At 38.6% G+C, this 23,162-nt stretch carries 27 protein-coding genes and 3 pseudogenes; 3 read left to right on the top strand and 27 right to left on the bottom strand.

Annotated elements, in window-relative coordinates; all coding sequences use genetic code 11:
* Positions 1–104: 104 nt before the first annotated feature.
* Positions 105–2,417: an NB-ARC domain-containing protein gene (locus D7Y06_RS18165; protein ID WP_158591417.1), complete on the bottom strand. Its 2,313-nt coding sequence runs from the start codon at positions 2,415–2,417 to the stop codon at positions 105–107.
* A gap of 175 nt (positions 2,418–2,592) precedes the next feature.
* Between D7Y06_RS18165 and D7Y06_RS26075 the strand changes: the two genes are divergently transcribed.
* The 3 genes and pseudogenes from D7Y06_RS26075 to mobC form a co-directional block, all read left to right on the top strand.
* Entirely contained in the window at positions 2,593–2,757 is a 165-nt protein-coding gene (locus D7Y06_RS26075) for a hypothetical protein (protein ID WP_158591416.1), read from the top strand.
* A gap of 189 nt (positions 2,758–2,946) precedes the next feature.
* Positions 2,947–4,464 carry a DUF4368 domain-containing protein gene (locus tag D7Y06_RS18160; protein ID WP_243119387.1) on the top strand — a complete coding sequence of 506 codons (1,518 nt, stop codon included), beginning with the start codon at positions 2,947–2,949 and terminating at the stop codon, positions 4,462–4,464.
* Positions 4,465–4,508: 44 nt separating this feature from the next.
* Positions 4,509–4,706 (top strand): annotated as a pseudogene (gene mobC / locus D7Y06_RS18155) (plasmid mobilization relaxosome protein MobC); the annotation flags it as partial.
* Between the two features lies 1 nt (position 4,707).
* Here the strand turns inward: mobC and D7Y06_RS18150 are convergent.
* From D7Y06_RS18150 to D7Y06_RS18025, 26 genes and pseudogenes are all read right to left on the bottom strand, one after another.
* Positions 4,708–4,941: a hypothetical protein gene (locus D7Y06_RS18150; RefSeq protein WP_120409142.1), complete on the bottom strand. Its 234-nt coding sequence runs from the start codon at positions 4,939–4,941 to the stop codon at positions 4,708–4,710.
* A 195-nt stretch (positions 4,942–5,136) separates the two neighbouring features.
* Positions 5,137–5,505, bottom strand: a complete 369-nt coding sequence (locus D7Y06_RS18145; protein ID WP_016287151.1) for a hypothetical protein — start codon at positions 5,503–5,505, stop codon at positions 5,137–5,139.
* A 12-nt stretch (positions 5,506–5,517) separates the two neighbouring features.
* Complete coding sequence (locus tag D7Y06_RS18140) at positions 5,518–6,753, bottom strand: ABC transporter permease subunit (RefSeq protein WP_120409141.1); 1,236 nt, start codon at positions 6,751–6,753, stop codon at positions 5,518–5,520.
* Complete coding sequence (locus tag D7Y06_RS18135) at positions 6,737–7,639, bottom strand: ABC transporter ATP-binding protein (RefSeq protein ID WP_120409140.1); 903 nt, start codon at positions 7,637–7,639, stop codon at positions 6,737–6,739. Before D7Y06_RS18135 ends, D7Y06_RS18140 begins: the two co-directional genes overlap by 17 nt.
* Positions 7,640–7,745: 106 nt before the next feature.
* Positions 7,746–9,158, bottom strand: coding sequence for a sensor histidine kinase (locus D7Y06_RS18130; RefSeq protein ID WP_120409139.1), 1,413 nt, complete (start codon positions 9,156–9,158; stop codon positions 7,746–7,748).
* On the bottom strand, positions 9,148–9,852 hold the full coding sequence (locus D7Y06_RS18125; protein WP_120409138.1) for a response regulator transcription factor: 705 nt from the start codon (positions 9,850–9,852) through the stop codon (positions 9,148–9,150). The genes D7Y06_RS18130 and D7Y06_RS18125 overlap by 11 nt, the downstream gene beginning before the upstream one ends.
* Positions 9,849–10,055 (bottom strand): helix-turn-helix domain-containing protein, encoded by a 207-nt coding sequence (locus tag D7Y06_RS18120; protein ID WP_016287156.1) that lies wholly within the window; start codon positions 10,053–10,055, stop codon positions 9,849–9,851. The genes D7Y06_RS18125 and D7Y06_RS18120 overlap by 4 nt, the downstream gene beginning before the upstream one ends.
* A 256-nt stretch (positions 10,056–10,311) precedes the next feature.
* Positions 10,312–10,680 (bottom strand): hypothetical protein, encoded by a 369-nt coding sequence (locus tag D7Y06_RS18115; protein ID WP_120409149.1) that lies wholly within the window; start codon positions 10,678–10,680, stop codon positions 10,312–10,314.
* Between the two features lie 108 nt (positions 10,681–10,788).
* A pseudogene (locus D7Y06_RS18110) lies at positions 10,789–10,878 on the bottom strand (TnpV protein); the annotation flags it as partial.
* Entirely contained in the window at positions 10,838–11,110 is a 273-nt protein-coding gene (locus D7Y06_RS18105; protein ID WP_120409137.1) for a helix-turn-helix domain-containing protein, read from the bottom strand. The gene D7Y06_RS18105 and the pseudogene D7Y06_RS18110, both read right to left, overlap by 41 nt.
* A 135-nt stretch (positions 11,111–11,245) precedes the next feature.
* Positions 11,246–11,506 (bottom strand): annotated as a pseudogene (locus D7Y06_RS18100) (DUF6017 domain-containing protein); the annotation flags it as partial.
* Complete coding sequence (locus D7Y06_RS27265) at positions 11,434–11,604, bottom strand: hypothetical protein (RefSeq protein ID WP_243119385.1); 171 nt, start codon at positions 11,602–11,604, stop codon at positions 11,434–11,436. The gene D7Y06_RS27265 and the pseudogene D7Y06_RS18100, both read right to left, overlap by 73 nt.
* Before the next feature lie 304 nt (positions 11,605–11,908).
* Positions 11,909–12,127 carry a hypothetical protein gene (locus D7Y06_RS18090; protein ID WP_120409135.1) on the bottom strand — a complete coding sequence of 73 codons (219 nt, stop codon included), beginning with the start codon at positions 12,125–12,127 and terminating at the stop codon, positions 11,909–11,911.
* 197 nt (positions 12,128–12,324) lie between these two features.
* Positions 12,325–12,714: a hypothetical protein gene (locus D7Y06_RS18085; RefSeq protein WP_158591415.1), complete on the bottom strand. Its 390-nt coding sequence runs from the start codon at positions 12,712–12,714 to the stop codon at positions 12,325–12,327.
* A 228-nt stretch (positions 12,715–12,942) separates the two neighbouring features.
* A complete protein-coding gene (locus tag D7Y06_RS18080) occupies positions 12,943–14,019 on the bottom strand; it encodes an FUSC family protein (RefSeq protein ID WP_120409133.1) in 1,077 nt (358 codons plus the stop codon).
* Positions 14,016–14,462 (bottom strand): MarR family winged helix-turn-helix transcriptional regulator, encoded by a 447-nt coding sequence (locus D7Y06_RS18075; protein WP_243119384.1) that lies wholly within the window; start codon positions 14,460–14,462, stop codon positions 14,016–14,018. The genes D7Y06_RS18080 and D7Y06_RS18075 overlap by 4 nt, the downstream gene beginning before the upstream one ends.
* Positions 14,463–14,599: 137 nt before the next feature.
* Positions 14,600–14,890, bottom strand: coding sequence for a hypothetical protein (locus D7Y06_RS18070; protein WP_158591414.1), 291 nt, complete (start codon positions 14,888–14,890; stop codon positions 14,600–14,602).
* The gene (locus tag D7Y06_RS18065) at positions 14,877–15,149 is read right to left on the bottom strand and encodes a hypothetical protein (RefSeq protein ID WP_147415709.1); all 273 of its coding nucleotides are present in this window, start codon (positions 15,147–15,149) and stop codon (positions 14,877–14,879) included. The genes D7Y06_RS18070 and D7Y06_RS18065 overlap by 14 nt, the downstream gene beginning before the upstream one ends.
* 166 nt (positions 15,150–15,315) lie before the next feature.
* Entirely contained in the window at positions 15,316–15,651 is a 336-nt protein-coding gene (locus D7Y06_RS18060) for a helix-turn-helix domain-containing protein (protein WP_120409130.1), read from the bottom strand.
* Between the two features lie 112 nt (positions 15,652–15,763).
* Positions 15,764–18,364: an HD domain-containing protein gene (locus D7Y06_RS18055; RefSeq protein WP_120409129.1), complete on the bottom strand. Its 2,601-nt coding sequence runs from the start codon at positions 18,362–18,364 to the stop codon at positions 15,764–15,766.
* Between the two features lie 15 nt (positions 18,365–18,379).
* On the bottom strand, positions 18,380–19,699 hold the full coding sequence (locus D7Y06_RS18050) for a KAP family P-loop NTPase fold protein (RefSeq protein WP_120409128.1): 1,320 nt from the start codon (positions 19,697–19,699) through the stop codon (positions 18,380–18,382).
* A 132-nt stretch (positions 19,700–19,831) separates the two neighbouring features.
* The gene (locus tag D7Y06_RS18045) at positions 19,832–20,422 is read right to left on the bottom strand and encodes an accessory gene regulator ArgB-like protein (protein ID WP_120409127.1); all 591 of its coding nucleotides are present in this window, start codon (positions 20,420–20,422) and stop codon (positions 19,832–19,834) included.
* 1 nt (position 20,423) lies between these two features.
* Positions 20,424–20,600 (bottom strand): cyclic lactone autoinducer peptide, encoded by a 177-nt coding sequence (locus D7Y06_RS18040; protein ID WP_243119383.1) that lies wholly within the window; start codon positions 20,598–20,600, stop codon positions 20,424–20,426.
* A gap of 168 nt (positions 20,601–20,768) precedes the next feature.
* Positions 20,769–21,521 carry a GHKL domain-containing protein gene (locus D7Y06_RS26070; RefSeq protein ID WP_158591413.1) on the bottom strand — a complete coding sequence of 251 codons (753 nt, stop codon included), beginning with the start codon at positions 21,519–21,521 and terminating at the stop codon, positions 20,769–20,771.
* 529 nt (positions 21,522–22,050) lie between these two features.
* Positions 22,051–22,806 carry a LytR/AlgR family response regulator transcription factor gene (locus tag D7Y06_RS18030; RefSeq protein WP_120409124.1) on the bottom strand — a complete coding sequence of 252 codons (756 nt, stop codon included), beginning with the start codon at positions 22,804–22,806 and terminating at the stop codon, positions 22,051–22,053.
* A 15-nt stretch (positions 22,807–22,821) separates the two neighbouring features.
* Positions 22,822–23,019 (bottom strand): hypothetical protein, encoded by a 198-nt coding sequence (locus D7Y06_RS18025; protein ID WP_120409123.1) that lies wholly within the window; start codon positions 23,017–23,019, stop codon positions 22,822–22,824.
* Between the last annotated feature and the right edge of the window lie 143 nt (positions 23,020–23,162).

The raw sequence follows: 23,162 nt of genomic DNA, 5'->3' as shown, positions 1-23,162 counted from the left end.
CTGCATTTTTCTTTTATAAATATGATCTATAACTGAGGTGGGCGACAATCTGTCGCTCACCTCAACAACAATTATTTTTTGCGCCTGTGACATTTTAATTGCTGCTATATCAAAAAGCTACTCCCAATGCCTAACCCTGCGGCTGCATACTGTTGCAATATTTCCTCCTGTTTTGCTTCTATAAGCTGCGGCTCGTCAGACCACAACTGTTCATAAATTGATAACGCTTTTTGCAGATGTTCCCTTGCCTTGTCCAGTCTGCCACAAGCAAGATTAATGTTTCCCATCGCTTCCTGCATGGCGGCATAGTCACTCGATAATTCAGAGTTATGCTCTTTCACAGTCTTTGCACACCTGCGGAGGGCGGAAAGCCCGCGCTCTGACTCACCCATGTCATGCAACAGGACAGCATAATTGCATATCTGCGCTATGCTTTGGTTCATGTAAATAAGCCCATATTTCTCTAATATTGAAATGCCCTGTTCCATATGATACGTTGCGAGGTCATTTTTATTGGTTTTATGGTACAGTGCACCCATGTTTGCGTTGAGGTTGGAAACTAACAGGGCATTGTCAGCATTTATCTCTGTAATAAGTTCAAGCGCCTGCTGTTCGAGTTTTATGGCTTTTGAAGTCTGGTCTGCCATAGCCGCCTTATAGTCCAACAAAAGAGCCTTGTCGCTGGCTGTTCCGATAATGCTGTTGTTCAACAGGTTTTCAATTTCAGCCACCACTTTTTTCATGCCCTCCTCATAATGGTACTTGTCCATATATGCAAAGGCATCTTCCAGAAAGCGCAGATAAAATTCTTTATCGTCAACTTCAATCAAATCATTTATGTTTAGGGTGGTGGAAAACAGCAGCTTATAATATGGAACATCTATTCCATGATAACAAAATACCTCTTTTTGCAGGTAACCAAGCATGGTATGGCAGTTCGTGACAGACGGCTTTGTATCCGTTATGGTAATCTCCTGTAACATTGGGTGCAGTGTTATCATGCGTCCGCTTTTTGGCTGTATAAATCCCATTTCCACTAAATCATTTATGTTGTTCATGTCATGCTGCCTTAGCCATGATGCAAACAGCTTTGACGGGATTCCCGACAATGGGACGAGCGACAGGCAGCGCATGATTTCAGTCTGCATTTCATCAAGATTATACAATGAGAACAGTGTATGGATATGGTCATAATAAGTTGCCCTGCGGTTCTCTCCGTCCTTTGTGATGCCTATCTTGTCGGTTGCAGACATTCCCGCCTTTTCTTCCTCAAGCTTTTTAAGAAGTTCTTCCGGCTCTAAGATACCTGTCTGTAACAGCCGTGCAGACAGTTCCACGGCAAAAGTATGGAAATGCACAGTTTCTATTATCTGCTCCATGACTGTCTTGTAATCGCAAGCATCTGTATAGTAATGTCCTGCAAGTTCAAACAATATATTCCTGTCACTGATTTCCTCAATCAGCATACAAGGTCTGCTTTCTATCCTGCTGCGGGTGGTAAATAGCAGACGGCACTTATATTTGAGCATGACGGATAAAAATGTATCCTTTGTGGCTGTTGTATTAAAGTTATCAATAATGATTAATGTATCCTCTTTTAAAGACCGCAGAAAGCGGTTATGCTTTCTGAAACGTTCATCGTCAGTATCTTCCGGCAGGTCATCAGAAAAATCCATGCCGGTAACATCACGCATTAAATCGCCGCTGTATATAATATAAAGGATATTGGTGTACTCTTTTTTGTATTGTTTTGCGTATGCCTTTGCAAGCTCGCTTTTCCCAATCCCCGCGATACCATGTAAAAACACCTTTCCCTCGTCGGTCAGTAATTTATGCAGTGCGTCAAGTTCGCTGTCACGCCCGCAGAAATGACGGCATGGTTTTGGCACTTCATTCTCGTATATATAATCTGCCACCATCGGAGAAAAGTTTCCAGCGGTAAGCAGTTCTTTTGTCTTGGTATCCCTTTTTACAAAATTCCGCTCCATACCGAATAACAAGAGGTCAGTAATATATTCTGCCTGTGCTTTATCCGTATTACAGGGATATGCACTGTTTAGTTTTTGCCGTTGCATTTCTGATATTGAATTATCCTGCACCAGTAAATCATGCATTTGGGTTATCACAAACCCTGTATCATAAAACAGCAGGGGTATATTTTCCTCAAAATTATCAACAAAATCATTCCTGCCCTTTTTATCAGAAATATAATATCCCGTAATCTTCGGGCTTACTTTTGCCTGACCGTTTATCCATCGGCAGACAAGCCCGTTATCCAGAACAAAATTATCCGTATCGCCATTTTGGAAATAATCATCAAACAGCATATACAGAAAATCAATCTGGCTTACGCATCTGTCTTCACTTATATAACTGCACATGATACCCATAACAGAACAAAAATCAAGACGCTCCATGGTCTTAATACTCCTTTTCCATTTTTAGTCAATCAGCAGTCAGTCCGCGCTCAATGTGGTTCTGTCTGCTTTTCTTTAAACTGAAAATGATATTTCAATATCACGGAAGTTGGTACTGCTAAAGAATGAGTATAGCACAAACCATTTTCCAATAAAAGAGAATTGGAGGAGATATATGGAAAAATCAGACAGCAATGTAAATTCCGGCTATTTTGAGTACGGTAATGTGAGGATAATCATATCAGAGCATTTTCCCGATAATGGAAAGACATTAGAAAACCTTATGGAGAACCTCATAATCCACGAAGCAAAACAGCATGAAAAACAAGAAGTTTCCTAGCTAAATTTATAAAAAGAACCGTTGAGAAACACCCACGAAAATGATATACTTGTAGGTATTGTAAGCGTGGGTTGTTTCATGAAAGGAGATTATATGAAACAGCCAAATATCAATACAGCAATTTATATGAGGTTAAGCCGCGATGATGATAATTACGGCGACAGCGTGAGCATTGAAACGTAGAGAACCATTTTGACACAGTTTGCAAGGGAAAACGGATTTCATGTAGTTGATGAGTACGTGGACGACGGATGGAGCGGGACAAATTTCGAGCGTCCCTCGTTCCAGAAAATGATGGACGACATTGAATCCGGCAGAGTCAACTGCATTATTACAAAAGATTTATCCCGTTTTGGCAGGGAACACGTTATGATGGACTATTATCTGGAATATTATTCTCCTGAAAAGAAAGTCCGCTACATAGCGGTTTCCGACGGTGAGGACACAGAAAAGGGATTGAGTGACTTTGTTCCGTTTAAAAACCTGTTCAATGAATGGTTTGCCAAAGACACCAGCCGCAAAATAAAGACCTCCATGAATGCCAAATTCCGCGCAGGCGAACATACCTGTGCATATGCCCCGATAGGCTACAAAAAGAACCCTGATATAAAAAACAAACTGATGATTGACGAGGAAACAAGATGGATTGTGAAAAAGATTTTTGAGCTTGCTCTCCTTGGAAACGGCGCTTCAAAAATCATGAAGCTCCTTATTGCGGATAGAGTCCCTACGCCCAGCTACCTTAATTATAAACGGTTTGGCACATTTTCAAACATCTATGCAGATGCGCCGGAAGAAAAGGCATGGGAATGGAACATTGGTCAGGTAAAGAGTATCTTAAAAGACGAAACCTATATCGGCAATTCCGTCCATTACAGGCAGACAAAGGCATCTTTTAAAAGTAAACGCCGCGTGTACAGGGACAGAAGCGAATGGCTGACGGTTGAGGGGACGCATGAACCGATCATATCAAAATCGGATTTCGACAATGTGCAGGGACAACTGGCGTCAAGGCGCAGGGAGAAAAAGGACTTTACAACACAGGTATTCGCAGGGCTGCTAAAATGCTCCGGCTGTGGTTGGGCGCTGACTTATGCTACCCATAAACGGAAAGATGGAACATACGGCTACTATAAATGCGGCAAATACAGTATGTACGGAAAAGGATACTGCAGCAACCACCATATACATTATGACACACTCTATGCATATGTCCTGTCAAGATTGCAGTACTGGTCAAAGCAGGCTCATACGGACGAAGAAAAACTGTTGAAGAAGCTGCTGAACGCAGGCGACAGGGAGTCCGGCGCTATCCGTAAAAAACAGGAAAATGACCTGAAGTGTGCGGAAAAACGAAGGGCAGAATTAGATAATTTATTCACAAGGCTGTATGAGGACTGGGTGGCAGGACGCATCACAGAATACAATTTCAATATGCTCTCTGCAAAATATCAGGACGAACAGGCGCAGCTTGACGAACAGCTCAATGTATTAAAGGCTAAGCTGAACGAAACAAGGCAGACTTCCACTGATGCGGAAAAATGGATTTCTTATATCAGGGAAACTGCTTATCCTACGGAACTGACAGCACCGCTTCTAAACACGCTGATTGAAAAAATAGTAGTCCATGATGCGGTCAAAATGGAGGATGGCACAAAGGAACAGGAAATTGAGATATACTACCGCTTTATCGGCAAAATCGAGTGATGCATCAAGTTTTTTATTAACAGTATCTTTAAGTGTGTGAAACAGACATTGACTATTCAGACCTGCGGGATTACAACTACACGCTTGGAAAAATCAGCGGCAATCTGAACCAGATAGCAAAGCGCATGAACGCAACGGGCAACGTATATAAAGCCGATGTTGAGGAAGTGAAAAAACTGATGAAACAGGTATGGGATACACAGAAAGCCATGCTTGCAAGGCAACCCACCATGAAACAGTAAATTATTTCCAAATTCCTTCCGAAAACAAAACATTCCCGTTAAATTTCTCCCACAAATCTGCAAAAGCAAAACCGCAACAGAACCCAAAATCAGACAAATTTTGCACCATTAAAAAAGGTGTACCGCAGGTAAGTTTCATTCTTCCTTGCGATACACCTTGATGTGTAAAGTTATCAATGATTCTTTTGTTTCTTTTAATTCTTTGCATCAATATTTTAAGTTTTCTTTTTCGCATGATTTATCTCCTATAACAACTCGTTTTTCACTAAATTTATCAAAAAGAAATTTACAAATTAGTTCAAAAAACGGCAGCTTTGATTTTCACAAAGCCACCGTTCCATAGGCATCCACAAGCAACTCTACTCTGCAACAGCTTTTTCTTTTACCGCCATGTGGCGATGATGTCGTGCGGCAAACATTCTTCAAAATATCAATTGTTAATTACCTTGATTTTATAAACTGTTGGATAGTAAAAAGGTGTTTCTTCAACAAAGGAATCTTTCAAAATAACTTCAACGGTATTTCCCGGCTGTAAATCTTCAATTTCTATCTCTTTTCCGTCCATCCCAACTAACTCTGTTTCTTCGCTTATATGAAGAGAATTGAGGGGATTCGAATAGATTTCTGTTGTACGTTCAACGATTAAACGAATTTCTCCATCCGGCTGTATAATGGTTTCTTGAATGACAGCTTCAAAAGATTTTTTTGACCATTTTGGCGATTGGGTAACAACCACCAAAACAGCAACAACTATGACTAAAATAGCCATAACTGCAATCATCAGTTTTTTCTTTTTCATCCTTAACCTCCTTTACGCTGAAACTTGATGTTTTTTGAAACCAAGTCTGGAAAGCGGTATGAACACCGCCGTTAATATCGTGTACACGATTGCTCTTACGGCAAGTGCATCCATAACGAAACCGCCAAATTGATAGGAAATATATTTACTGATTTCGGGCATAGTTGCACGATATGGCAGTAAGAACAATATTAAGTTATATAATCCGGTTGTTCCATTGGGCGTTAAGAACATGGGGATAAAAAGTACAGGTACAAGCACAATCAATACTACATATGGACTTTTCATATTTGCAGAGAGAACCAGTGTCAGCCCGATCATTGCAAACAAAATCAGGTAGATTACTCCCAAATTGATAAGAACAGCCTGCATAAATGTAAACGGATAAGGTATTGTCGTCCCTGCAATCTGCAAGGGAAGATTCCACCCATCCATGCCAAAGGCTGCAAGCGGCAATCCACAGGCAATTAAGACATGAAGCGTAAACGCAATCAGACCAAAAAGGAATGAGGATATGATTTTTGCTGTTATCAGTTTTGTTTTTCCATATTTGCCCGCCAAAATAACTGCATCTGTCCCCGTCTGGTACTCCCCGGAAAAAACAGGAGCAATCACAATACAGACACAAAGCAACGCAAACATGAAAAGTTCAAAGCTGCTAATAATGATTTCCCATCCTCCGTAATAGCCATATTGTAAGGGTGTATCTACTTTACTGTTCATATTGCTCCAATATATCTTTTGGGCATCAGATAATTTACGGGACGGCATATTTAACAATGCTTCAATTTTTTCTTCCCTTGTCTGATAAAAACCTGCTGCGTTTGTCATATCCAAATCCGGCAATTTTTCCAAACCCGTGTTTTCACCCGGCGCATCATAATTTGCGGCTATTGCATTCAAGAGCTTCTCACGCGGGGCAACAAATTCCCAATAGGCATCACCGATTAAAAACTTTTCATTCCCGTTGTATCCTACATTATCCGGATTCTCAAAAAGATTTTGGTATTCACGAATCATTTCTGCAATATATTCTTCTGTCAAAGGTACTGCCAAATCTGAATATTGCCCTTTAGCATAAGCAATACCCTCACTTCCTTTTATAACCCCCTCCTGATTATATGTTTGATATTGCAAGATTGGCAGACCAAAAAGAAATGCTGTCAACAAAAGGCTTACCGCCATTACAATAAGCGTTGATTTTTTACGCAAGATTTTTAAAAACTCATACTTAATCAATGTTTTCATCTTCTTCGCCCCTTTCAAACTGTGTATCTTCGCCAAAATGATACAAAAACAAATCCTCCAAACTTGGTTCAACAGTATATGCGTCTGCCGTGGGTGCAGCTTCAGCAACAATCCGCAAACGCACCATATTGTTTTCGTGGTGCAGATTAACAACAGAAAATGTTCTGCTGTATTCTGCTGCTTTTCGATTATCGGCTAAAAACTCCCAAACTTTCCCACGAATACTGTCTGTTACCGTATCCATAGGCTCCTGCAGCAAAAACTGTCCCTGTTTCATCATCAGAATAGTATCCGCAATGTAGGAAACGTCCGAAACGATATGTGTAGACAAAATGACTATTTTCTCTTTCGCAAAATCTGAAATAAGGTTACGGAAACGTACCCGTTCTTTTGGATCAAGTCCTGCGGTAGGTTCATCTAATATCAGGATAGACGGGTTATTTAGTTCAGCCTGTGCAATTCCTAAACGCTGCTTCATACCGCCGGAATATGACTTGACTTTTTTATCCGCTGCTTCTGTCAGGTTTACCATGTGTAAAAGTTCCTCTGTGCGGGATTTTACTTTCCTTTTATCAATTCCTTTTACCGCCGCCATGTACCGCATAAACTCCCTTGCGGTAAAGTCAGGGTAAAAGCCAAAATCCTGCGGCATATAACCCAACTGGGCGTAATAGCGTTCTCCCAAATCCTCTATCGTTTTTCCATTCAACCGGATACAGCCGGAAGTCGGCTTTAGAACGCCGCAAATCACCCGCATTAAAGTTGACTTGCCTGCCCCGTTCGCCCCTAATAAGCCATACACCCCCGGAGAGAGGGTAGCAGTCACATCATTAACAGCACGTTTCTCCCCATACTGCTTGCATAAGTGTTGTAATTGCAGTTCCATAGGAACCCTCCTAATCATTTTATTTAGACTCAAAAAATAAATGGTCTATGCTGTAAAGCATAAACCATCTATCTTAGGTGTGGCTTTTCTGTATCTTAAGTTGACCTTAAGTTTGGGAATCAAGAGTAATGATAAATTCTGTTCCGATGTCTGGACTGCTCTTGACGCTGATATTTCCACCATGAAGCACTACAATCTGTTTTGCAATAGCAAGCCCAAGACCACTTCCCTCCGGCTTCTCTCTGGTATTTGTTCCTCTGTAATATCGGTTGAATAATTTGGCTTGCTCTGCTTCATCCATCCCACTCCCATTATCACAAATGGAAATGAAAACAACCCTTGCCGCACTTTTACCAATAGATATTTTTATCTTTGTGTCGGGCGGATTGTGTATCAGAGCGTTAATGATAATATTTTGAATTGCACGCCGGAGCAAATCAGGGTCAAGGAAAACGATATGTTCTTGTCCGTCACTCTCAAACTCTATAATGCGCTTAGAAAATGCAGGGTCATTTATAATATCAATTACCACTTCTTTGACATACCTTGTGATAAGTACCTCCTGCGGATGATAGGGCACTACGCCGGAATCAATCTGGTATGTCAGTTTCAAATCATTTAACAATTTTTCCACATGGGAAACATTCTTTAAAATTATCTTCCCATATTCCTGTGCTGTTTCCACTCCGGCTATTTGGTTATCAGCAAGCAGTTCCGCATAACCTTTTACCGGGGAAAGTGGTGTTTTCAAATCATGGGTAATATTTGCAATCCATTCTGTGCGTGTGTTCTCCGTTTCTTCTTTTATCTTGTCGCTTTGTCTGATTTCCATATCCATTTTATTCAGTGCTGCGTAAATGCTACGAAACATGCCCTTTTCTTTTAATGGAATGTAGACACGTTGTGATACGTTTCGGATACCCCCTGTTATGTTTGATAATTTTCTTGAAATCCAACAAACATATCCGAAAACCAATACGGCAAAGATGAATAAGGCTGAAAGAACGATTTTTTTCACAACAGGCAGTAACCGGGTAAATCTTTCACCATTATAATACAGCATATATTTTCCTATTGCATAGGGAAAACCTATGATATAGCTGCAAGTTTCTGTTGAATCTTCTAAACAGCTTACAAAAACAGTATTTTCATTCTCATAAGCACTTGTACCAAAAGCAAGCAGCGTAGAAGCGGGATAGCTTGTGGGATAACTTTCCGGCTTGTTATAAGAAAAAATCTCCTGCCCGGATTCATCAATTACCTGAATCCATAATCCATATTCATCCAAACGGTCAAGCCCTATTTTTTCTACTTCCAAGTTTTCATCTTCGTAATCCATCCAAACAGAAAAATTATCTGTAAACATCTGCGCCCATGAAGCGATACTTAGCCCCTCCGGCTCCGGAATGGAAAATATATAATAAAACAAACCGATTGTAATAGATGCCATCATCAGAACAAAAATGGAAAAGACAGCAAATGAACATAAGAACGGATTGAATTTCTGTTTACTTTTCATAAGGGTTCACCAGTTTATAGCCTAAACCTTTCATTGTTATGATATATTTGGGGATAGCGGGATTATCCTCTATCTTTTCACGCAGGTGCCGGATATGCACCATGATTGTATTGTCACATCCAAAACTGTCTTCACCCCAAATAGTTTCATACAGACGTTCCCTACTGATAACACGTCCTATATTTTCTGCCATATAATTCAAAATTTCAAACTCACGGGCAGTCAATTCAATTTCTTTTTCGCCTTTCGTCACCCGGCAGCCTTGCGTATCAATCATCAACTGTCCTATTTTCATAGACTGATTTTTCATTGGAGTATTCTTATATTCTGCTCGCCGCAACTGTGCCTTTACCCTGTATGCTACTTCTTTGGGACTAAAAGGTTTTGTTACATAATCGTCACCGCCTACTGCCAAGCCAAGCAGTTTATCCAATTCATCATTTTTTGACGATAGGAACAGAATAGGACAATGGGAAAACTGTCTGATCCGCTTACACACTTCATACCCGTCAATTCCCGGAAGCATAATATCTAAAATAATAATATCCGGCTGGTTCTGTTCGCAGATGTTTACAGCGGTAATCCCATTATCAATTTTGATGATATGATAGAATCCCTCTATGTTAAGTGCTTTTTCAAGTAAATTTAAAATATCTGGCTCATCATCAACAATCATTATCCTATATTCATTCATGAAATGTTTTCCTCCTGCAATTTACTGCCTTTCTTATTTCTTAATCGACCATCAGCAGGCTTTTCAGCATCTTTTGGTATTAGCCACATACGGCTGAACTTTGCCACACCGGGAATGCGGTTTTCTTCGCATAGTTTCTGTACTCGTCTTTCCGAAATGCCCCATTTCTTTGCCGCTTCTGGGGCAGAAATAAACTCTAACATTCTCATTCATCCTTTCTCAAACTCTAATCGTCTATAATTATATGCGTCCAACCGAATAATTTCAAGCTTTTAAAACCAGCATCATGGGAAAATTCAAAAGTTTAAATTTTTCCACAATGCCGACTACGGCGGAATCTAGCTCATTCATTCTATCTTTTTATCTAAAAACGCAAATAAGAAAAGCCCTGCATTATACAGAGCCTTTCTACGCTTTGATTGTTCACTAACTACTGTTCCATTTTTCACCGAAACAATATTACAGATATATCTCTGCCGCTTTAGAAAAATTAGCTTTTCTTACGATAAGTTCCGACTGTTTTTCTTTTGACAGGCTTTCAAATATACCTTTGTAGCCTTTCTCCAACAGTGGAGTACCTTTTGCCAGTAAATACAGCTTTGTATTCAGCCATTCCTCCCACAAGTCTTCAAATAATGCCACGCTGTCCGTAAAGGTTATTGCATCCTCAAAGCCATGTGGCGGCTTGTAATATTTCAGTTCAACAAAACCGTATCTACCCGCATCAAGCACCACAATATTCTCCATTTTGTACAGCTCTGCAAACGCATCAGCCACCTTTTGGCACTTTGCCCGTTCTTCCTCTGTGATATAAACCAGTTTTTCCATCTTTACCTCATTTTTTATAAAATTGTACCACATTCATTTTATAAGAACCACCTGCACACCAGCTTTTTCCTCTTGTTTGTTGCAAAACCCACTTTACCAACAATTCACTTCCGGCAACTTCAAGTCCGGGATGTAGTAGTCGCCTACCAGAATATAATCAATGCCGTTCTCTGTGATTCTTTCTTTCAGTTTTTCCATTGTCGTTCCCTCCTATGGTGGAAGGCTCGTCACTGGCCAGCTCAATCACGTCCATAATGCCGCAATCCAGTGTTTCACAAATGCGGGCAGGTGTGTCCATGCTAATATGTTTCCCTTCTTTTCCCATGTTGGCTATCATATTTGTGGTCAGGCCAGCGGCAAGCCTTAAATCCTCTTTCCCCATGTTTCGCTCTATCAGTGTGTGCCAGAGCGGTTTGTAACTGACGTGCATTTTTCTCCCTGCCTTTCTGCCCCGGATGGGCGTTTACACCCATTATATCAGGATTCTTGCTAACTCACAAATATTTCTTGACGGTATCGCCAGTTCCGTCTGGATTGTGCTTTTCCTTTCCTCTTTTGATTACCTCTAATTAGCCATGACCTGCTTCATGTCATGGGCGACAAGGGAAGTGTAGTAGCTGCCGATAGTGGACGGGGTATTGAAAAGGGCTGCTTTCAGATATTGCTTGATGTTGCAGATTTTGGTGGTGTTCTCCCGCATACAATCAAGCACAAAGCGGATATGCTCGCCGTCCAGTTTCATAAACTTTGATTTCACAAGCTCTGCCGGGTAGTCGTCCCCCGCAATCCGCACCCGCTTCCTTGCGGTGCATACCGTTTCAATGATAAAAGCCCCTTTGCCTTTAGGGATAGCTCCTTGTTGCGTAGATGGTGGTTGCTCATAACGGTATAGCCCTTGTTCCGTTCCACCCGGAAAACTGCCATACGAGTTATCCGCAAAGCAGAAACAGATAGAAAAGGACGAAAAGCGGATAAAGGAGCTTGACCGTCTGTTCCGTAAAATCTATGAGGATAATGTCAACGGAAAGCTGAATGACGAACGCTTTTACAAGCTGTCAGACGGATATGAAGCCAAGCAGGAACAGCTAAAGCAGGAAATCGACATCTACTATTCCTATGTCGGGATTGTGGACATCCCCACGGATGAGGAAATGCGGGAATTGGAACGGGAATATATGCAGCGTACCAAACGTCAAACCGCCTAAATACAGGCGTTGCAGGAGAAAATCTATGCTCCTGCCGATACATATCTATTTTTATCCCTATCTGGTTTAACCCATGACAAAAAATCTTCATCACAATGTTTTTGTAATTCTACAGTAAATTCCAAAATAATATCAACTATCCATAAAAAAACATTATTCGCATCTGACATAAAATTTTTTAGAGCATTCCGTTCATTTTCACGGTTGACAAAATAAAAATCAAATAATTCTGTAGTATTCATGAAATTCTCCTATTACAAATCTGGTAGCATCAAACTTAATATCAGAAAGCAGAATTTTTATAGCCCCTTTAACATTGCCATAAGTACAAGCGTATTGCAAAGCATACAATATATTTTCACTACATAATTTAATATTTACAATCTGTTAGATAACTTTGAATTATCCTCCACAACTTCCCCTAATCCCCTTCATTTTTCTACCCTCTCCTCTTCTTCCTTCTCTTCCGAACAACCAGCAAACTTCCCCCGCCAACTGCCCCAACTACCAGCAAACCAGTCAAATAACCCTGACTTTTATCCACAACCTGAAGCGAAACGCTTTTCTCAACTCCGCCCCAAGCCTTACAGATAATCGTGACCTCCCCAGTCCCGTTTATCACAAACTTGCCATCTTCCACAGGTATCATATCAATTTTCACGGATACATCTTTTTTCACCCCATTCCAGGTCTCAATATGCAGAATGGTCTCACCTTCCGCAACCGCCTGCAAATTAGAATCTTCGCATTTTAAAATACCAGTGTCTGCACAAGCGGCAGCATAATCTTTCTTATTAGAATTGTCACATTTCTCCCCAGGCAAATCCATAATGCCTTTCATTTTTTTACATTATAAGCACTTATTCCCAAATATTAAACAGAATCGTCCCGAGAGACAATTTGGGGTCCCGACTTACAGTTTTTAGAAAATAATTTTGATTTTACCATATCATAGGTCATAAAATTTTTATTCGACAAAAATAGGGGCTTGAATGACAAAATTAGACACTTTACCACATAGTACACTTTGAAGATCTTCTATCGTCTTGCTGCCCCTTTACGTTGTCTGCAGCTTGTTACTTACAGCATCCATTACAGAAATCAAAGCTGACAAAGCCGGCTGAAATAGACGCTCAAACAGCCATGCATAAAGAGAGCCAAAGAGATTATGAAAAATCCTGAGGAAAACGGCAAAAGGCAGGCCAAACACAGGTACTGCAAGGGCTAGGGAACTAAAGGCATTGAAAGCCGTCTGCCAGCCGTAGCTTGCAGATAACCCTGTTCCGATCCCCCCCATAATTCCCATATAGGAGAGAGCGCTTTCCGGCAAAAGGAAGTAGGCTGCCAGAAATAAAATACTTCCAAGAATATTTCCAGGAGCTCGGTATTTTGTACGCTCTGCCATATCCTTCCTAAAAGGAACACACACGGACATGGCAGCAATGCCTATCCACATAGTTTTGGGCAAGTGCAAAAGGGACGCCAAAAACAATGCGCTGGAGATAGTAAGGGTAAACCGCAGCTGCCACTGGGTACGGGCAGAAGATAAATCAAACTCCTGAAAGATACTTTTAAATGTGCGTTTATAGACTTTTTTCCTGTGGTTTCGGTAATAAACCGCCGCAGTCATAACAGCTCCTGCAAAAAGACCTGCCAGGCGCCTTTCAAAAGCTTCACCGGTAACGTCATATCCCTGGAGCAGAAGGTATGCAAGCACTAAGGTGGAATGGTTAAACATAATTACGTTATGGCACCCAAGGACCATGAAAAGCATAATAAAAATGGCATTGATACAAAATGCCCACCCTGCCGGAAGCATATTGGAAAGTTTGGGGCCTGCAGCCAACAATGCAAACACGATTAAAATATTACATGTGCCGTGGGATGCTCGTATCCCAAGGTCAGCGCTTCGGAATACCATTACGCAAAGAAGAACTGCAAGTCCGGCAACGCTGTTTTCCGCTCCGAACAACATGCTGTACACAGCGATAAATGCTGTACAAAATGCAATATTTAACAGTATTTTAAACAGATAAATCCCTGTGTGTTTCCACTTATCCCTTGAATTTTTAAAGCTTGAAATGTAAGATTTTGAACCTGCCTGGTTCAGTTGAAGTTCCTCGTAAAAAGTCATTTTGTTACCTCCTTATTTTTTAACATATGATTTGCTTCTTTAATTTCCCTTAGCAAAATTTGAAAGTGCTCTTCCCCAATTGTTCTCCGAAGTCGGTAAATAGGTTCCAGATAATGGTGATAAGTCTGTTTTAATTCCAGGCTTCCCTTTTCTGTCATATGCAGGGCATAACTTCGCTTATCCTTTTCACTATATCTTTTCACAAGAAAATCCTTCTTTTCCAGGCTCTCAATCAAACGGCTTACAGCGGATTTACTAAGCCCTGTAAGTGCCGATAAATCCAGAGGTGTCAGGGGCGTATCCGACAATACTATACGGGACAAAATATCCAACTCCTGGGGAGATGTAGCACCTTTTCTTTTCCCCCTGATATGAAGACTTGAAAAGAGACGAATCTCCTGCATTTTTTCCATCATATCTACCCAATTATAATCTTCCATCATATAAACCTCTTTCATAACATTTACAGCAAATGACATTTAAACCTTTGTATTCAAAAAAGATATAGTTTACAATGTGAACTATATCTTATAAGAAAAGAATGGATTTGTCAATTATCTTCATTGTTTTTTTATTATTTTTATCCTTCTTTAAATGTTTCCAGCACATATTCCCTGTTTTCAAAGAGTACTGAAAAAAGTTTATCTATAAAACTTCTGTATTCCTGCTCTATTTCTTTCTTCCCTGCTGTTTTTCCTTTTTTCAACCGATATTTTTGCGTTTTATTTTCCTCTTCATTACAAAAATAAATAAACCACCGTTTTAGCATTTCCGTGCGGGCTTCCAGTAGTTCTTTCTCACTGACTGCCCCTTCCCGCAGACGGTCCCTGTCAATATTCATGTAGTGGGTGAGCTTGTCATCTAATATCAACACTTCCAGATTCAGCAGCCCTGCCCAAAGACGGTCTGGGGAAGCGACAACTCTCTTTTTCTCCCTGCACTTCTCCATTTTCATCAATTATTTTGGGTTCAAAAAGCACATTAAAATAGTCAAAGGGAATATCTTTGATAATTTCCTCACAGGCCTGGCAAGTCTCTACAAATATCATATCCATTTCTTCTTCCTGGTTAAATTCCGGTTCATTGTGCTGCCTTGTACAAAATTCCAGACAGTCTGTTATCTGGAACACGGACTGAAGCCCTATTCCAAAAACAGAAGCCTTTTTTCCTCCATATACTCTCTTCTTCCATGCCTTTACTACTGTCTAAAATACAAAATTTTCTTTTCTCATTCCAATTTCTTTTCTTCATATTTTCAATGCCTCCTTGTGGCTGCGGCATATTACAATAAAACTTTTATGTTTTCAACCGTTTTAAAATATAAGCAAAGGACTGCTCCATAAAGAACACCTGCTGCTCTTTACTACAATTTGCCAGATAGTCGGAAACATCCATGGTATTGTGCATATAAGTTCCTGTAACCAGATAAAACGGGCTGATTCCATATTTATGATACAAAAGCAACTGTTTATAACCAGATACCCTGGTGGCACCGGACTCATACTTTCGGTAATGTTCCGTTGAAACCCCAAGCAGTTCCGCAAACACAGCCTGGGTACATCCCAGTTTTTCCCTTGATTCCCTAAGTCTTTTTCCCACTTGTATGTTGAAATCTTTTTCTGCTTTATCCATAATATTATCCTCCTTGGAAAAATCATAACAACACACAGAGGAAACGTATAAGATTAAAAAATTTTATTTAATCCTTACCATTTACCCCTTAAAAGCAAAATGTCTATTTGCCCTAAGATTTTTCTAAAATATCTCTAAAGTTCTTCAAAACAACCTCCTCCAAAATCTTTTTCCCTGGAGCAGTTTTAATTTTATTTTTTTCTTTCCTCCACTCTTCTTCTTTCCATTTTTCAAATATTGCCCCGCCCCGTTTATATACGCAAAACTGATAAATCGCCTGAATAATATCTTTTTCCTCTGCCTTAATCAATCCCGTAGTCTTTTCCGGTAAATGGTCTCCCATATAAGTTTCCGCCAAATCGTGAATGAGCAGACAATTCAAAATCTTCTTTTTATCATACTTGTTATATTTTTCACCCTCCGGCTTTTTCTCCGGCAGGTAAAGCATTCCTAACAGCCATGCATAATATGTATGCTCCACTACATTTTCAAATCTGTCCACTTGTATGCTGCCTTTTTGGATTTTCTCTACCCATCCACTTCTCTGGATATCCTTTAATGCATATAACTCATGATACAAATGCCCTATCGTATTCGCCTTATTCTTAATATCATCAAGAAGCATTGAAATATAAACTAACATATTGTCTTCCAGACTGCTTTCCATTTCCTCGATAGCTCTGGAAAGAATCATGCACAATTCATCCCTTTCCGCATTATACTGTTTGTCATTTAATCTGATTTGAATAAGAGAACACAACGTAAAGAGGTGAATCTGAAAATCAAATGACCCTGTTAAATTCAAATCTGTCTGTTTCTTCTTAAACGGATTATTGACATAATTAAATAAGACACTGACTGTATGGGTGATTTTATATCTTCCAGTATCCTTAAGGTTTACCATCTCAGGCTGTCTCTGGGGAACATCGTCATAATATTGCAAATAAAATCCTCTGTTTACCTCATTCATTAATGGATAGTCAAACAACTCATTCAGCAATGTTTCTCCGGCTGTACTCTCTTCAAGATTAAGCAAACTAACTAAAATGGAGCGTTTTACAAAATACCTCTGCCTTTTTACCTGCTCCTTGCACTTTACAGCACTCTCCCTCTCCCAGATCTCTAATTGTTCCTTTAAAAGTTCTCTGGCCTCATCCTGTAAATCCGTATCTATAAATCTGCCCAAAAGATAAGCTGCCTGGGCCTTTGCCCTGAAATCACCTTTTTCAAATAAAATTTCACAAAACTTCTTTGCTCTTTTTTGCCGGTCCTGCCCTTCGTTTATAATTGATTTCAGAAAAATATTAATACCATTTGTAAAGACACATTGAAATTGGGCATAATTCTCTTCCTTTCCCTCAAAAATCAAATCAGAATAATGGAGCGCCAGCAAATAATTGGACATTGCTTTGTGCTGATGCACTAATTCCCACTCTCTCCAATTAGAATAGATAATGCTTTGATCAATAAAATCCTCTGTCATAAAATATTTATATGCCAAAAAAATACTTGTTTTTAAACTCTTTTCATCCTGCTCCAAATAGTCCAGACAATACTCACTGTACAAATTGCTGATAGAAAAAATGTTTGCCAAATTTCTTTTTTTCGATACTTCACAAAAAACCGTCAGTAAATTAAAGTCAATTTCCTTAATATTAAATTTATCAATACATTCGCTAATTTTTATTATTTGTTTTCTGAAATTATAAATTTGGCAGAACTTCTCAATGATATCTCCCCATTTTTTCCTCTCATTAATGTAAATTGGTGAAAAATAAAATGTAAAGCTTGTCTCGCTGTCAATATAAGCATTTGGTTTCCGCTCTCTATAAAAATGAATATTTGTCTTTTCTCCCAGGCATATGATTTTTTTATGCGCCTTGATTCCTTTCAAAACCTTTTCTAAAAAAACACCGGACCTCAGATGTGTTCTGTTATATTTATCATTTCCATCTATGATAATCAAAAAGTTTGTCTCTTCATTGCTCTCACTAAGCTTTAGTAATTCTTTTAAGTCCTCTCTGATTTTCTTTTCTATGGCGCCGTTTATTTCTTCCAGGCACCTTACATCAACTACCTCTCGGTCATAATAATGTAAGTTAATATAGTATGGGTATTCCTGCAGCCTGTTTTCACAATAACTTTCGTATAGATACAAATACAGCAGAGACAAAAATGTGCTTTTGCCTGTCCCGTCCGGCCCCAATATTTTTATGTAATTTTCATTTTGTGTCTGATGAACTTTGTCCACGATAAATTCAAATAAATTTTCGACTTTCTGTTCTTCAGAATCATCATTTTTCACTTTTACAAAATACTGAAATAGCTCGGAATAATCCCCAAATGTGGCCGGTTCAATCTCAAGGCTTCCCACTCTTTTCTTAATATATTTATCCATCACTTGTTCATGTATCTTGTCAAAATTTTTACGTTTTTTCCATCCCCCATCACTATGACTTACAACTGATACACTTTCTCTCTTAAAATAACCGCTTCCTTTTTTCGATAATTTTACTGCAACCGTATCATCTTCCACCTGTCGAAAATTTTCTATATATCCCTTTTCATGCAGTTCTTCCAAGAGCCTGGAATATCTCTTTTCAACATTAATAATTTCCTTTAATTCTTTTATATCAATAACCTGTTCCACTTCACTGTCTCCATCTGCGCTATCAATTACACGCGCAAGGAATCTTTCCGCATCACTTGTCATTCTTTTCCCCTTCTCTTATTTCAAATATTTATGAAATTCACAGAACCCTTTCGCAGCCAATATATTTTTCTGAACTTCCTCATCCGACTCGTATAGGCTTTGATAAGGTATTTCCTCAATATTAAATATGTTAGCAAAATACCAAAATATTTTGCCTAATAAGTTTGTCTTTACTACTTTTTTATCTCCCATTCCCCTTTTTAAAACCCATGATTTTTTTTCCATGGTCTTTAAAAGCTCCAGCTTATCTCCTAATTTTTGCTCTAAGCTTATATAATGTGCGTTATTTATCAGCACCAGATATCTCTTATCCCCAAACCCCCATAAGTCTAAAATCTCAAACAATATTTCAAAACCCAGCACTGAAATATGGATTTTTTCTGCACATGCGATTGAATGTACCATAGAAATTTTTTCTATCATTTTTTCCTGCTGCCGGATATCTAAAGTCTTTAGCAATGGCAAAAGCAAATCCGTTACACTTTGTAAATTGTCATCTTCCGTCACAAAAAACTTATTAAAATAGTCCCTATATTTCAGGAAATAATTTGGACTCATTTCTCCCCCGTCCAGCTCCATAGAAAAATCAATAAATTTTTTCAAATATTTTTCAACATCTATCCTCTTGTCTTCCAGGCTGTTAATTCCAAACATTTCCTCTACGGAATGCTCTAACTGCCTTCTGTCTATCGCTAAAATTACGATTAAATTGTCTAATCCATAAAAAATATGATGCAGTCTTTCCAAAACTTTAATTGCGTATTGGGGAATACATCTATCCAATTCATCTACAACAAGCAGAATGGTTCTCTGCTCCGCCATTTCCTGCAAATCTTTCCTCACCATCTCAATTGTCTGGCTAAAGTTAAACATTTTGTCAAAATTGTACTCTGCAGACGCATTTCCTTTCTTTATACTTGCAATTTCCCCTGCCCAGCTAATCAAATCAACACCAATTCTATTTTTGAGATATAACCCCGCTATCTCTTTTAATTTCTTACCAACAAACAGATACCCCGCTTCTACCGTATCCTCCAAATCTTTATTAAATATTGTCCTGTCCCTTTCAAATGAGCTTATCATGGCCGATATAACCGCTACCGCAGGCTCCTCATAATAATCATACTGCCAGCAGTTATAGTGGAATAAAAAATATTTATCTTCTGTCCTTTTTATTTTTTCTTCTATTTCCTCTAACACAAATGTTTTCCCAATTCCCCAACTTCCTTCAATGGCAAAGCAGCATCCTTTTTTGTGGGCAGACAACTGATGGATTACTTTTCCTACGCCCTGAACAAAATGCTGTCGATTTAAAATATCTATTCTCTCGTCCATAAAATTTCCTCACATAAAAGTTTTGCATTTTCCCAAGGTTTTTTTGTATCTGCAAAGCAAATATACGAAAAAGGGTGCACCCCTTTAAGAGATACGCCCTTATTTCTTTCAAGCGGTATGCTATCCGCAGTTTCATTTTCCCCCGGGGGTTCTTTCCTCCTGAAATTTCCCCAGCAAGGTCAAGATTGTGGTTAATGACAATCCGATGGTGAACAGCCACAGAAGCTGGAAATATCCCATTTTTATTGTGATGATAAGGGCGGTAAAATATATGGCTGTCAGTATATATAATCTCTTTTTAAAACAGGATATTTCCTCCTCATCCAGGGGTCTGTTTTCATTTTCTACCGGAGAAATAAGTATTAAGATTACCGCTTCACAAAGTGAAATCATACAAATATACAGCAATCTTACTTCTGCTTCCGTTGCTGCCAAAGCGGCAGCTACTGCCAGGCAGGAAAACACGTAGCATCCAACCCTTGTCTTTGCGTGATAACCTCCTGTATTTCGCCTGAACGCACAGAATATGCCGAAAATTATGAGAAACTCAGGAACTTTTTTCATACAGACAGCGATTAAGAAATCCGAAAATAGATGCATTATTTTTAAGAATGTTACTTCTACCCCAAACCGGTATATTTCCACATCCTCAGGGCTGGCCGTATTTTCTTTCACCAGGCAGTTTACCGCTTTTTCCACCAGATAATCATAAGTGATTTTCACTTTATTTCTTTTCTCTCTTCATCTTTTTTACAGCTTCCGGCATCTTTGGCTGGTATGCCCAAAAAAGACATGCGCTGTCTGCTTCCCTCTTTGCATTTTCACTAACTAATTTAGTTCCCATTTTTACGAAAAGTTTTTTCATTGTTGTAAAATCCTCCTTGTTTTTTATTTTTGTCATTATATACATTTTTTTGCAGAAATTTCAATAGATTTGTCCCGAGAGACAATTTTTTGTTCCGACTTACAGTTTTTTGTCTATTTTTGAGTATTTTTTAACTGGGGTTTCTCAAAAATCACTAAAAAACAATTAAAAAGCAGACCCTGGCGAATCTGCTTTACATACACTTTATTCATTTTCCGGTCTGTTTAATATTATGTCACAACAAAGTATACCATTCCTATAACTGTATATTATACTTCCCGTATATGTTTCCACACATCGCTCTATATTTAAAATACCTATACCCTTGTTCCATATTTCCCCGTTTTTAATAGGTATTTCCTGTTTTACGGAATTGTCCACTCGGATAGAAACCATTTCATTGAGCATATTAACAGATACTCCCACATACTTTTCTTCTGTGCACTTTGCCGCTGTCATAGCGTTATCAATTAAATTTCCAAACAGAGTGGTAATATCTATAGCTCTCATGAAATTTACTTCCCCAGTAAAATTTTTCACTTCAAATTGAATTCCCAATACCTCTGCTTCCTTTTTCTTTTCAGACAAAAGGCAATTTAATATAGGGTTATCTGTAAACTTAGTGGGTAAAAGGCCTTTTAGCCGGTCACTAATTTGATCTGTATAGACGATTGCTTCTTCCATAAGCCTTTCCCGATACAAAGTTTCCATGTGTTTTACATATTTATCCACATCGTGTATAATTCTCATCGCTTCCGTATATTTTTCCATCTGAATTTTATAATTTCCATACTGAAGTTTTTCCTGCTGCTCCATCATCTCCACTTTAAGTTTATATATATTTCTTTCATCAGAGAATTTGATAAAATACAACATATACATATTACAAAAAATGATACTTCCCACACAGACCATCAAGATAACCAGATTTTCTCTATCAGATATAGTTGTAAGCATTAATATATTCACAATGCTATATAAAAACATTATAAAATACAGAAAATACTGTTTCTTTGTGCGTAACTCGGTCTTTTTCCACAATCTGCTATAAACAACATAATATAAAAATAAAACCGCTATTTTGGAAAAAGCCGTTTCCATGCTCTTTAATATCGCCGGGCTATCGGGAATTCTTCCTGTTGCCTTAAGTAAAAAATCCAATAAAAGCATACCCAATGATTCAGATATTGCAATCACTATGTACAAAGCTTCTACTTCTACAATTCTATTTATACCTTTTCCCCCTGAATACAGGAAACAAGTCAACATCCCAAAAAGAAGAACATGCACAGCCATATTCAGCAGCGGAATCATAAGTGCATTTACTCCTGTAATAAAAAGTATGCATCCTGTAGGTAAAAATTTATATAACCACTTATTTCCCGAGACCTTTGTATACCTTTCATTCATAAATTGAAATAAAATATTAACCGAAATAATGCAGGACACTAACGAACAGAAAACTAAAATTATCTTATCCAAATCTTTACCTCCCATAGCCGGGATTCTGTATATAGCCCCCTAATTTTACTTTAAACTCATGGGCCCGCTTCTGGGAAAGCGTAACTTTTTCTCCATTTTTCAGAAAAATGTCATAACCTTGAACCCTTTCTATATTTTCCAAATTCACAAGGATGCCCCGACAGCTTGTGGCAAATCGAAAAGGCTTCATCTTTTCTTCCACAGTAACCATTGCAGCTTTGCAGATATATTCGGAATCTTCTGTGACAATCTTTACCTGTTTTCTTGCCTTCAGGTAACAAAAATAAATAATCTCCCGTATAGGAAGACTGACTACAGGCTGAATTTCCTCCTCCCCATCATGGAGACAAATGACATTTTTAAACTCCATGCTGGGATTTGTCAAATCCATATCACTCTCTATAAACGCCTCTAACTGTACTTTCACTTCTTCTCTGGTCAATGGCTTTTCCAAAAAAGCAAATGCATGGGACGCATTAATGGCATCTTTGCAATATTCTTTAAAGCTTGTCTGAAATATAATTTTGGTCTGGCGGTTCCTTCTATATATCTCATTTCCTACCGCTATCCCATTTTTTTCATCCATTATAATATCCAGAAATATAAGATGAAAATCCAAATCTGTATGTAACAACATTTCTCCTTCACAAAATCCAACTATCTCACAAGGAATCTTATGATCATCCATAATTTCCGAAATGATTTTTCTTGAAAGTTCCAACTCTTCATTGTTATCATCACAGATAGCAATTTTTATCATTTGAGCTCCTTTCCTTTAATCTTCCTGTATGTTTTTAATATCGACCTCACCGTCATAATGATCTATTGCATATTGACAACAGCGCAACACCAGCTCATTAAAAGAAATATCCTCCCCTCTGGCAAGTACAGTGAGGGTGCTGTTTAATTCTTCCGTAAACCGAATGGTTTTTGAGATATTCGCTTTTCCGAATGTTTTATTAATTCTAAACATTGTGATTTCCTCTGCTTTCTTTTTGTTAATAACTCAAACTTCGCACATAGATTTAGCCTATGCACCTTGAAAATTCAATACTGGCAGTTATTCAGTTATCTTAATTCCTATGCTATGCTGCTTGAAGCTGTGTCCTCAGTAAA

The sequence above is a fragment of the Roseburia sp. 1XD42-69 genome (assembly GCF_003612565.1).
GTDB lineage: Bacteria > Bacillota > Clostridia > Lachnospirales > Lachnospiraceae > Roseburia_B.
Note: the sequence above shows the minus strand (reverse complement) of the source record. Positions and strands in the feature narration are given on the sequence as shown.

Bases quoted from the DNA above. Each gene is read 5' to 3' on its own strand.
- D7Y06_RS18060 (WP_120409130.1), bottom strand. From the start codon at position 15,651: ATGGATAAAGCAGAAAAAGATTTCAACATACAAGTGGGAAAAAGACTT.
- D7Y06_RS18030 (WP_120409124.1), bottom strand. From the start codon at position 22,806: ATGATAAAAATTGCTATCTGTGATGATAACAATGAAGAGTTGGAACTT.
- D7Y06_RS18135 (WP_120409140.1), bottom strand. From the start codon at position 7,639: ATGGAACTGCAATTACAACACTTATGCAAGCAGTATGGGGAGAAACGT.
- D7Y06_RS26075 (WP_158591416.1), top strand. From the start codon at position 2,593: ATGGAAAAATCAGACAGCAATGTAAATTCCGGCTATTTTGAGTACGGT.
- D7Y06_RS27265 (WP_243119385.1), bottom strand. From the start codon at position 11,604: ATGGCAGTTTTCCGGGTGGAACGGAACAAGGGCTATACCGTTATGAGC.
- D7Y06_RS18025 (WP_120409123.1), bottom strand. From the start codon at position 23,019: ATGTTTAGAATTAATAAAACATTCGGAAAAGCGAATATCTCAAAAACC.
- D7Y06_RS18080 (WP_120409133.1), bottom strand. From the start codon at position 14,019: ATGACTTTTTACGAGGAACTTCAACTGAACCAGGCAGGTTCAAAATCT.
- D7Y06_RS18145 (WP_016287151.1), bottom strand. From the start codon at position 5,505: ATGAAAAAGAAAAAACTGATGATTGCAGTTATGGCTATTTTAGTCATA.
- D7Y06_RS18040 (WP_243119383.1), bottom strand. From the start codon at position 20,600: ATGACAAAAATAAAAAACAAGGAGGATTTTACAACAATGAAAAAACTT.
- D7Y06_RS18090 (WP_120409135.1), bottom strand. From the start codon at position 12,127: ATGAATACTACAGAATTATTTGATTTTTATTTTGTCAACCGTGAAAAT.
- D7Y06_RS26070 (WP_158591413.1), bottom strand. From the start codon at position 21,521: ATGCTTACAACTATATCTGATAGAGAAAATCTGGTTATCTTGATGGTC.
- D7Y06_RS18115 (WP_120409149.1), bottom strand. From the start codon at position 10,680: ATGGAAAAACTGGTTTATATCACAGAGGAAGAACGGGCAAAGTGCCAA.
- D7Y06_RS18140 (WP_120409141.1), bottom strand. From the start codon at position 6,753: ATGAAAACATTGATTAAGTATGAGTTTTTAAAAATCTTGCGTAAAAAA.
- D7Y06_RS18105 (WP_120409137.1), bottom strand. From the start codon at position 11,110: ATGCACGTCAGTTACAAACCGCTCTGGCACACACTGATAGAGCGAAAC.
- D7Y06_RS18055 (WP_120409129.1), bottom strand. From the start codon at position 18,364: ATGACAAGTGATGCGGAAAGATTCCTTGCGCGTGTAATTGATAGCGCA.
- D7Y06_RS18125 (WP_120409138.1), bottom strand. From the start codon at position 9,852: ATGAATGAATATAGGATAATGATTGTTGATGATGAGCCAGATATTTTA.
- D7Y06_RS18085 (WP_158591415.1), bottom strand. From the start codon at position 12,714: ATGGATTTGCCTGGGGAGAAATGTGACAATTCTAATAAGAAAGATTAT.
- D7Y06_RS18130 (WP_120409139.1), bottom strand. From the start codon at position 9,158: ATGAAAAGTAAACAGAAATTCAATCCGTTCTTATGTTCATTTGCTGTC.
- D7Y06_RS18050 (WP_120409128.1), bottom strand. From the start codon at position 19,699: ATGGACGAGAGAATAGATATTTTAAATCGACAGCATTTTGTTCAGGGC.
- D7Y06_RS18165 (WP_158591417.1), bottom strand. From the start codon at position 2,417: ATGGAGCGTCTTGATTTTTGTTCTGTTATGGGTATCATGTGCAGTTAT.
- D7Y06_RS18075 (WP_243119384.1), bottom strand. From the start codon at position 14,462: ATGATGGAAGATTATAATTGGGTAGATATGATGGAAAAAATGCAGGAG.
- D7Y06_RS18120 (WP_016287156.1), bottom strand. From the start codon at position 10,055: ATGTTAGAGTTTATTTCTGCCCCAGAAGCGGCAAAGAAATGGGGCATT.
- D7Y06_RS18150 (WP_120409142.1), bottom strand. From the start codon at position 4,941: ATGCGAAAAAGAAAACTTAAAATATTGATGCAAAGAATTAAAAGAAAC.